This window comes from Streptomyces sp. (genome assembly GCF_031178505.1).
Classification (GTDB): domain Bacteria; phylum Actinomycetota; class Actinomycetes; order Streptomycetales; family Streptomycetaceae; genus Streptomyces; species Streptomyces gulbargensis.
On the sequence record NZ_JAPSIW010000203.1, the window covers coordinates 1 to 9,545 of the forward strand.

Genomic DNA, 9,545 nt, shown 5'->3' on the forward strand with positions numbered 1-9,545 from the left:
GGGGGGTCCCGCTTCCGGGGCCGCGCGCCGCCGGCCCGGTCTGGGGGGACAGGGCCGGGTGCCGCTAAGTCCCCCGGCACATCCGTCGGCGGGCCCGCGTCACCGAGTGACGCGGGCACGCGACGTCAGGTCACCATTGAGATCCGAGAGCAACCTGTACGTCAATGGCGGGCATGTTCCGCCTCGGGTCCCCCTGCTCCACTTCATAGCGATTCGCATAGACCCGATTGTTTATGGTCACCGGCGCCCCTTGCCGTCCCGCCGCGTTGGCGGCAAGGAGGCGGGTGAGGGCCGCCCAGCTGGTTTCCATTTCGGCACCGAAGAGGCCCAGGTGGCTGTACCTGCTGTGCCCGTCGATGTCGGAACCGCTCCGGATCGTGTTGAGGATGCGATTCTGGATCCATCCGAAGCGGGAGGCTTCGGATACCGCGGCCACAACCTGAGTGAGGGCACGTCCGGCGGCGATGGCCGGAGGTGTGTTCTGGCCTATGGTTCCGCTGAGGCCGACAAGGCTGTTGATGTCGTTGCGCAGCCCCAGAAATGACGTGTTGGCGCGCCACTCGTCCCGGGAGAAGTCGTTGTAATTTTCACCGAACGGCAGGTAGGTGAAATGTTCGGGCCGCAGCCCGCTGTGGACGGCGTTGTATGCGGCCACGACGCGATTCACGTCCATGTCCCTGAAGAGATACCTGCTTTGCGGTGTGAAGAACCCCACTGCGTAGAGGTTTCGCGCATCGAGGATGAGGGACAGCCGATGCGGCACCGCCTGGTTCGACCAGTCCACCAGCGCGACTTCGATGTACCTGTTCGAATTGGGGTCGGTCACGGAATAGGTGGCGCCGTGATGGGGCGGAATTCCCGTGCTTGCGTGTTCTCGAACCGACGCCAGCATCGACCAGTAGGAGTTCGCGGCGTGCGAACTGGACGTATTGGGCTGGAGGTTTGTGATGTCCCAGTCCACGCGAACCCACCGAGGCGTCACCGCGGTCGCGGTCGGGGCGGGGGCCTGCGTGAGTCCAACGGATGCCAGCAACGCCAAAATCAGTAATACGATGCGCGAGAACGCCGGGCGGACGGATGGATTGATGTTCATGTGGCAGTTTCTCCGGGGGGTGTTGAGGATGGTCACATCGTGTACCGCCCGCCCGGGGGCAGGGCGTGTTGCTTTTGGGCGATCTCGATTCCGAGGTCCGAGGGCATGCCGGCGACAACGGCGGCGGTGAGGCCGGCGGTTCTGCTTCTCTTCATCGCGGAACTTTTCCTCGCTCGATCGGGCGTTGCGAACGCTCGGTCCCGCCGACGAAGCGAACCCTGACGGCCGTGAGAACCACGCTACGGATCACTGCTAACGTCTCGCCGACACCCAGCTAACGCCGCTGATCGGCACCGGACTTCTGCTCCACGGGCGCCTGAGGCGGGAAAAGCTCCCGCCCCCGCGCGCCGGACTCGATGCGTACGCGATCCGCTGAGGACGTCGCTGCGGGACCGTCCTGAGCGACGTCGAAACCCGACGGCCGGTGGACCTGCCGAGCGACCGGGGATCCTTCGGCTGGGATGCATGGCTTGCGAAGCCCCCCGGGGGCGCACGCCGCGTTCGTCGAAGGCGCCACCGCCGGGGAGCCCCGAGCCGTGCGGGGGCGCGAGCAGGTGGCATCTCCTGCCGTCCGGCGCGACAGCCCCCGGCGGCCGGTGTGCTCGTCCGACCGCCGGCGGGCTCATGAGGCGCCCCGGTCGCCCGGGCATGAATCCCGCTCAGCGGGAACACCTACCCTGTCCCGCGCCGTCCCGCATCCGTTCGAATCGATCCTCCGCCGCAGTGTGGCGAGGAAGGGCCGTCATGTCTCACCTCCTCTTCGTGGAGACCACGGGCCTGGGTGTTCAGGCACTCGCCCACGCGAAGCGAAACGGTCACACCGTGACCTGCCTTCACTGCCCCCTCCACGACTTCACCGCCACCCCGGCCCAGCGCAGGGAGGCGATCGAACTCGCCGACCACTCCGCGCCCTTCGCCGACGCCCTGGACAGCGACGCGGTGTACGGGGCGCTGCTCGCCTCCGGCGCGGATCCCGGGGCCGTCGACGCGGTGCTCTCCACGCTGAGCTACGGGGCGCAGGCCGCCGCCGACCTCGCCGCCCGCATCGGGGCACGCGGCACCTCACCGGCCGGCACCCTCGCGGCCCGGGACAAGGGCGAGTCACGCCGTGTCCTGCGCGAGCGCGGGGTGCCGAGCGTCGACTTCCGCGTGGTCACCGACGCCGCCGAAGCACCGGAGGCCGCCGAGGCGATCGGCTACCCGGTCATCGTGAAACCCGTTCTGGGCATCGGGAAGGCCGTGACCTCCATCGCCCGCGACGCCTCCGCCGTGCGGGCCCACTTCGCACCGCCGCGGACCGTGACGGGCTCCGGCCACGCGCGGACAGGGGCCGGTGACGTGGTGCCGCCCATGCGCACCAATTTCGACTCGTTCGGCATGCTGCGCGCCCTCGCCCCCACGCCCGCCGAGGCCGAGGCGGCGTGCTCCGCGGTAAAGGCCGATGTCGAGGTCCTTCTCGGTTTCCCGCTGCTGGCCGAGCGGACGCGCACCCCGGCTCCGGCCGCGTGAGGCGCGGCGGCCGGCGGACCACCGCGGGCACGAGCAGCGACAGCGCGTCCGGCCACCACGGCCGGACCCCACCGAACGGAGAAGACGTGCCCGACCGCCGCAAGCGCGCCGACGGGGACGCGGCGTCCGGCGCCCCGCGGACACGGGACGCGACGGCCCACGAGGGCGAGTTACGGCAGCGCCGGGGTCTGTCACTCGCCGTGTACCTCACCGCGGCCACGCTCGTACGCTCGGCGAGCGGCGGCGCTCCCGTGGCACTCGTCGCGCTGACGCTGGCCCGCCCCGGCCACGGCGGGGCCGCGCTCGGCGGCGTCCTGGCGGCCCTGCTCACCCTTCCCAACATCGCCGGACCGTGGATGGCGCGCTGGCTGGAGGAGGCCCGCGACCCCAGGTTCCGGCTGGCGGCCGCGTTCGTCGTCTTCGGGCTGATGCTCGCCGGGACCGGACTGACGCTGGATCGTGTGCCCATCGTCCTGGTGGGTCTGCTCGTCGTCATCGGCGGTCTCTGCGATCCGCTGATGACGGGAGGGCTCAGCAGCCGGCTCGCGCTGATCGTCGGCGAGGACACCCGCGCCCAGCGCCGCGCCGAGGGGTGGGATTCGGCGACCTACGGAAGCAGCAACATCCTCGGCCCCGCCGCGGTCGCCGCGATCACCGCCCTGTCCGGGGCCCTGGTCGCGGTCGTCGCGCTGGGCGCGGCCGGCGTGGTGGCCGGCCTGCTGATGTTCGCGCTGCCGAAGGAGCACCGCACCGCCGCCGCCGCCAGGCAGCGTTCCATGCCCGTACGGGACGCGCTCAAGGTGATCGTCCGGCGGGGTCCGCTGCGGCGCGTCATGATCGCCACGATGATCACCTCGGTCAGCACCGGCGGTGTGATGGTGATCGCGGTGGTCTTCGGCCGCGACCTCCAGGGCTCGGCGGGCGCGGGCGCCGCCCTCGGCGCGGCCTACGGTGTCGGCAACCTCTGCGGAGCTCTGCTGACCGGCGTGTTCCCGCTCACCGGGGAACCGGAACGGTGGGTACTGCGGCTGATCGCCGCGAACGCCGTGACCGTCGGCCTCTGCGCGCTGGCTCCCGGCTATGCCGTCGCCCTGGTGGCCTTCGCCCTGGCGGGAACGACGAGCGCGGTCCTCTTCACCGCGTCCCTGGCCGTGCGGTCGGTGTACTCCCCGCCGAACGCCCGGGCGCAGGTGTTCGTGACGATGGCCGGGCTGAAGATGGCCGCCGGTTCGGCCGGCACGGCGCTGGCGGGCACCCTGGTCGGCGTCGGCCCGCGCCTGGCCCTGTGCCTCAACGCCGTCGTGGTCGCCTCGGCCGTCTCCCTCGCCCTGACCGATCTCCGTCTGACCCGCCGCCGGTCGTCCGCCGCCGAGCGGAAGGACACGTCAGCGCCGACGCGTTGACGAGAGCTGGGAACGGACAGCCCGCGGCGGCGTCCCCGGCGCGGGCCGACGAGATCCCGCAACAGCTCGGCGACGACGAAACCACGACCGCCGCGGACGGTTCGGTGAGGTCAAGGCGCTCATGACGCTCCACCCCTCTTGGTGGAATTTTCAACCAATGGCTCGTGTTGAACCGCTCGACCACCCGCCAGGGTGGCGGATCCGGGCCTGAGGGAAAGGGAGAGCCGTGAGCGACACGTACTACGAGTTCGGAACGGCCGCCGAGCGCTGGGACAGGGCCCGCCTGTTCTTCGAGGCCAGGGAGTACGGCACCGCCGTCCGCATCCTGCGCGGCCTCGTGGCCGAGCACCCGGGCCAGACGGCGCAGCGGCTCCTGCTCGCCCGCGCCTACTACCACTCCGCCCAGCTCTCCCGGGCCGAGGCGGAGCTCCGCGAGATCCTGGAGCGCGACCCGGTCGAGCACTACGCCCGCCTCATGCTGGGGCGCACACTGGAGCGGCAGGGGCGCGCGGACGAGGCGGCGCCGCACCTCCGGATGGCCGCCGCCATGGCCGGCGAGCTGCCGTCCTGACACGGAACTGATACCCCCGCGCGGTATGGTCGGTCCTGGAGGTCCTGATCGTGCGGGGAGGCCGAGCCCGACACGGGCGACGAGCGGGAGGTGCCCTGGCGCACCTGCTGCTCGTCGGCCTGCTCGCGCTCGGCGTCTTCATGATGCATTCCACCGGGCACCCCGAAGGGCCCCGGACAGGAACGGATCCGGGAACGACCGCCGCCCACTCCCCCGGAGCGGCGACCGCCCACCACGGCGCCGCGACGGTTCTCCACACAGAGGACGCGGCCGGCGGTCTCCACCCGGGCGCGCCGGACACCGGACACGACCCCGGCTCGGGGATGGACATGACCACGCTCTGCGTGGCCGTGCTCGCCGGCTGGCTGCTCGCGGGCCTCGTCCGCGCCGCGCTGCGCCGCCGGACCGACTGGCTGCACCTCCTCCCCGCGCGCCGCACTCCCGCGCAGGGGGCGCACGCACCGCCCCGCCGCCCTCCCGACCTCGCCGAGCTGTCCGTCCTGCGGATCTAGGCCGTACCCCCGCACGCCCCACGCGCGCTCCGCGCCGTGGGGGCCGTCGCGGCCCGTCCTCATCGATCCGTACGACCCCAGCTCACGAGGTATCACCATGCGTTCCCCGGTCTCTCCCACCCCCGAAGCCCCTCGCGCCCGCCGTACGCGGCGGACGCCCGCACTGATCGCCGCCGTCCTGTCGGCCGGGCTGCTGCTCGCCGCCTGCGGTACCGACGACGCGGCGAAGGCCCCCCACCACGGCGGTACGTCCTCGGCGGCGACGCCCACCGCCACGCCGAGCACGACGGCCACCCCCGCCTCCGGGACCGGCACCAGCTCGGGCACGGCCGCCCCCGGGCCCTTCAACGACGCGGACGTGATGTTCGCGCAGATGATGATCCCGCACCACCGCCAGGCGCTGGAGATGGCCGGACTGGCCGACGGCCGCGCCGAGGACCCCGAAATCAAGAAGCTGGTCGCCGCCATCGAGCGGGCCCAGGACCCGGAGATCCGGAAGATGCGCGACTGGCTGAGGGAATGGGGCGAGCCGGAGTCCGCCCCCATGGACCACGGGAGCGGTCACGGCATGTCCGGCATGATGACCGAGCAGCAGATGAAGCGGCTCGCCGCCGCCAAGGGCAAGGCCTTCGACCGCCTCTTCGCCCAGCTGATGATCGCCCATCACGACGGCGCCGTCGAGATGGCGCGGCAGGAGCGGCGCGACGGTCGCAACGCCACGGCCAAGCGGCTCGCCGACGACGTGGTCCGCACCCAGTCCGCCGAGGTCGCCGAGCTGCGGAGGATCCTCGGCCGGCTCTGACGCGGACCTCCGAGGGCGGTCCGTGCCGCACCGCGCGGGCCGCCCCCGTCCGGCCACCGCCGCCCGTCTCCGTACCGACCTCTCACTTCCCCGGGGCGCGCACGGCGAGCGGGCGTCCCCGCTCCGCGACGATCTCGCCGCCGACGACGACGGTCTCGGCCACCGTGCCCGGGATGTCCTCCGGCGCGATCCGGAGGATGTCGCGGGAGAGGACGACGAAGTCGGCGAGCTTGCCGGCGGTCAGCGAGCCGCGGTCGCGTTCGAGGAAGTTCGCGTACGCGGAGCCCATGGTGTAGCCCTCCACGGCGGCGGCGACGTCGATCGTCTCGGTCTCCGTCCAGGGCTCGCCGCCGCCGACCGGGCGGCGGGTGACGGCGGCGTGGATGCCGACCATCGGGTCCATCTCGGCGACGTTCCAGTCGCTGGAGAGGGCGAGGACGGCGCCGGCCTCGCGCAGGCTGCGCAGCGGCCAGGCCTTGTGCCAGCGGTCGGGGCCGATGTTCTCGGCCCAGTCCCGGCCCGGCCCGGCTATGTCGGGTGCGGCGTGGCGGGGCTGCATGCAGGCGACGACGCCGAGTTCCGCGAAGCGGGGGGTGTCGGCCGGGTCGAGGCATTCCACGTGGACGATCTGGTGGCGGGCGTCCCGGGGGCCGTTGACGGCCTGGGCCCGGGCGACGGCGTCGAGGACGGTACGGATGCCCCGGTCCCCGGTCGCGTGGACGAAGCACTGGAAGCCGCGCGCGTCGAGGCGGGTGAGGAGCCCGGCGAACTCCTCGGGCGGGTAGAAGGTGTCGCCCCGGTGGTGGGCGCAGCCCGCGTACGGCTCCAGGAGGGCGGCGGTGCGCGGTTCGACCACGTCGTCGATGTACAGCTTGAGCGGGCCGACGCGCAGCCGGTCGTCCGCGTGCCGGCGGGCCGCTTCCTCGAAGGCGTCCAGGTCGGCCTCGGTGGTGCCGCGCGGGTGGAAGAGGGCGGCGACGAGCCGGGAGCGCAGCCGGCCCTCGGCGCGGGCGCGCCGGAAGAGGGCGAGGTCGTCGAGGGAGTTCTGGGGTTCGACGACGGTGGTGATGCCGTAGCCGACGGCGTCGTCGAGGCTCTTGGCGAGCCGGCCGTACTGGCGGTCGGGCGAGGCCCAGGGGACGCCGAGGTCGCGCAGGGCGCGGTGGCCTTCGCGTGAGAGCCCCTTGACCGCGAAGTCCCGGATGAAGCCGGTGGGTTCGCCGGTGCGCGGATCGGTGACGGCCCGGCCGAAGGGCAGGTCGGTACGGTCCCGGGTGATGCCGAGGCGGTGCAGGGCCGCGGTGTTGAGCCAGGCGGTGTGCACGTCGTAGCTGAGGACGAACGCGGGGGTGCCGCCGGTGACGGGGTCGAGGTCGGCGGCGGTCGGCATGCGTCCGCCGGGCAGGGCGGAGTAGTCGAAGGCCTCGGCCTCGATCCAGGGGGCGTCGGGGTGGGCGGTGCGCCAGTCGGCGATCCGGGTGTGGACGGCGTCGAGGGTACGGGCGCCCGCGAGTTGCGCGCAGGCGTCGTCGGAGCCGAGGCGGACGTGGTTGTGGGCGTCGATGAAACCGGGCAGGACCAGCCGGCCGCCCGCGTCGACGACCCGCGTGGCCGGCCCGGTGTACGCGGTCGCGTCGGCGGCCGCGCCCAGCCACACGATGCGCCCGTCGCGGACGGCGAGGGCCTCCGCCTCGGGCAGGCCGGGGTCGACGGTGTGGATGCGGGCGCCGGTGAGGACGAGATCGGCGGGGGTGGCGCTGTTCACGTGGCAGAGCTCCGTGTCGTACGGGAGGGGAACGGATGGCGGGGAGCGGCGGGCCGGGCGGGGCCCGGTCCGCGCGGCCCCGGGCGGGGCCCCGGCGTGGCGCGCTCACGCGTCGCGGGGCGCCGGGGCGACGGTGCCGCGGGCGAGGAGGACGTACACCAGGGCGGCGACGGGGGCGCCGAGCAGGGTCAGGTCGGCGCCGCCGAGCGGGGCGACCAGCGGGCCGGTCCAGAGTGCGGAGTCGCAGGTGAGCGCGGCGAACAGCATGCCGGCGAGGAGAGCGGCGCCACCGGCCGGATGCCAGCCCGCGCGGTACCAGTAGGCGCCGCCCGCTCCCGCGTGGAGGGCGTCCTGGTCGTAGGCGCAGCGGCGCAGCACCATGTCGGCGAGGAAGACGCCTCCCCAGGGCGCGAAGACGATGATCAGGAGGGAGAGGAAGGAGAGCAGCGAGGTGGTGAAGTCGGCCAGGAAGAGGGCGCCGAGCGAGCCGGCGGCGGTGACGCCGGCGCTGATGAGCAGGGCGCGGGCGCGGCTCCACGGGATGCCGAGGACCTGGAGGTTCAGGCTGGAGGAGTAGAGGGTGATGATCGAGTTGGTGACCGAGCCGCCGAGGACCAGGGCGAGGAAGAGGGGCTGGAACCAGCCGGGGAGCAGGCTTTCGGTGCCCGCCACGGCGTCGGTCATGTCGGTCTGCGTCGCGGCGGCGACGCCCGCGACACCGAGCGCGACGGAGGAGAGGAAGCCGCCGAGGGCGCCGCTCCAGGTGACCGCCCGGAGGGAGGTGGTCCGGGGCAGGTAGCGGGTGTAGTCGGCGGGCATGGGGAGGTACGAGAAGGGGCCCGCGAGCATGACGACGAGGGCGAGGCTCCATCCGGCGGCCCCGGGCGCCGCGGTGGGGGGCGTGGTGTCCGCGCCGGGCAGCAGGAGCACGAGGAGGACGGCGAAGCCGGCGGCCAGGACGTAGGCCATCCAGCGCTCGGCGAACTGGACGGTGGCGTGGCCCCACAGGGCGACCGCGAAGGTCAGCGCGAGGGTGACTGCGAGGGCGAACGCGCGGGCCGGGGATCCGACGGCCCGGCCGAGGTCGGCGAGGAAGGCCTCCAGGGCGAGGGTGCCCACGACCGTGTTGACGATGGTGTAGCCGATGCTGACGACCCAGTTGAGGAGTCCGGCGGGCCAGTTGCCCCGGACTCCGAAGGCGGCGCGGGAGATGACGAGGGTGGCGGTGCCGGTGCGGACGCCGCCGAGGCCGGCCGCGCCGATGACGGCGAAGGAGAGGCCACCCAGGACGACGACGGCGGTGGCCTGCCAGAAGGAGAGGCCGAAGGCGACGGCGAGGGCGCCGTTGATGACGTAGGTGAAGGTGAGGTTGGAGCCGAACCAGAGCCAGAAGACGTCCTTGGCGCCGCCGTGGCGTTCGGCGTCGGGGATGGGGTCGATGCCGTGCCCCTCGACCTGGAACACCTCGTCGCGGCCCGTGGTCGCGGGCTCCGCCCGCGTCGGCTCGTGTCCGAGCACACCGCACCTCCCTCGCTCCACACCATCTTGAATGGCGTTCTAAGTCTTTGAATGGCATTCAAGATGGGTGACGGCGGCTCCCACGTCAAGACCCGGGACGCCGCGCGTTAGGGTCGGTCACGCGAACGCAGGGGCGCTGGGAACGAAAGGGCGGTGGCGGTGGCGAAGGGAAGGCCGAGGGCGGGAGCGGCGGCGAAGCCCGCCGCCGGAACCCCCGGGACGGAAGGAACGCGCGCGACGGCAGGGGGGAAGACGGCGGCCGCGCCCCCCGCCGGGACGGCGGCTGAGCGGACCGCCGCGCCCGGGCCCGGGGCGCGGGCCGGACGGCGGCGCGACGGGAGCGTGACGCGGGAGCGGATGCTGGAGGAGGCC

9 protein-coding genes are annotated in these 9,545 nt (G+C 73.2%); 5 read left to right on the forward strand and 4 right to left on the reverse strand.

Going from position 1 to position 9,545, the window contains the following annotated elements; genetic code table 11:
* Nucleotides 1-130: 130 nt before the first annotated feature.
* Together RIF68_RS15920 and RIF68_RS15925 are read right to left on the reverse strand one after the other, a co-directional pair.
* Nucleotides 131-1,093: a ribosome-inactivating family protein gene (locus RIF68_RS15920; RefSeq protein ID WP_309051909.1), complete on the reverse strand. Its 963-nt coding sequence runs from the start codon at nt 1,091-1,093 to the stop codon at nt 131-133.
* 32 nt (nt 1,094-1,125) lie between these two features.
* A complete protein-coding gene (locus RIF68_RS15925) occupies nt 1,126-1,248 on the reverse strand; it encodes a hypothetical protein (protein ID WP_309051910.1) in 123 nt (40 codons plus the stop codon).
* A 589-nt stretch (nt 1,249-1,837) separates the two neighbouring features.
* On the opposite strand from RIF68_RS15925, the gene RIF68_RS15930 reads away from it, so the two are divergent.
* From RIF68_RS15930 to RIF68_RS15950, 5 genes are all read left to right on the forward strand, one after another.
* Nucleotides 1,838-2,602 (forward strand): hypothetical protein, encoded by a 765-nt coding sequence (locus RIF68_RS15930; protein ID WP_309051911.1) that lies wholly within the window; start codon nt 1,838-1,840, stop codon nt 2,600-2,602.
* Nucleotides 2,603-2,688: 86 nt separating this feature from the next.
* Complete coding sequence (locus RIF68_RS15935; protein WP_309051912.1) at nt 2,689-4,005, forward strand: MFS transporter; 1,317 nt, start codon at nt 2,689-2,691, stop codon at nt 4,003-4,005.
* A gap of 226 nt (nt 4,006-4,231) precedes the next feature.
* Nucleotides 4,232-4,576 (forward strand): tetratricopeptide repeat protein, encoded by a 345-nt coding sequence (locus tag RIF68_RS15940; RefSeq protein WP_309051913.1) that lies wholly within the window; start codon nt 4,232-4,234, stop codon nt 4,574-4,576.
* A gap of 50 nt (nt 4,577-4,626) precedes the next feature.
* Nucleotides 4,627-5,088 (forward strand): DUF6153 family protein, encoded by a 462-nt coding sequence (locus RIF68_RS15945; protein WP_309051914.1) that lies wholly within the window; start codon nt 4,627-4,629, stop codon nt 5,086-5,088.
* Nucleotides 5,089-5,185: 97 nt separating this feature from the next.
* Nucleotides 5,186-5,890, forward strand: coding sequence for a DUF305 domain-containing protein (locus RIF68_RS15950; protein WP_309051915.1), 705 nt, complete (start codon nt 5,186-5,188; stop codon nt 5,888-5,890).
* An 82-nt stretch (nt 5,891-5,972) separates the two neighbouring features.
* On the opposite strand, the gene RIF68_RS15955 is transcribed toward RIF68_RS15950, so the two are convergent.
* Together RIF68_RS15955 and RIF68_RS15960 are read right to left on the reverse strand one after the other, a co-directional pair.
* On the reverse strand, nt 5,973-7,655 hold the full coding sequence (locus RIF68_RS15955) for an amidohydrolase family protein (RefSeq protein WP_309051916.1): 1,683 nt from the start codon (nt 7,653-7,655) through the stop codon (nt 5,973-5,975).
* Between the two features lie 105 nt (nt 7,656-7,760).
* Complete coding sequence (locus tag RIF68_RS15960) at nt 7,761-9,173, reverse strand: cytosine permease (protein WP_309051917.1); 1,413 nt, start codon at nt 9,171-9,173, stop codon at nt 7,761-7,763.
* Nucleotides 9,174-9,545: the final 372 nt, after the last annotated feature.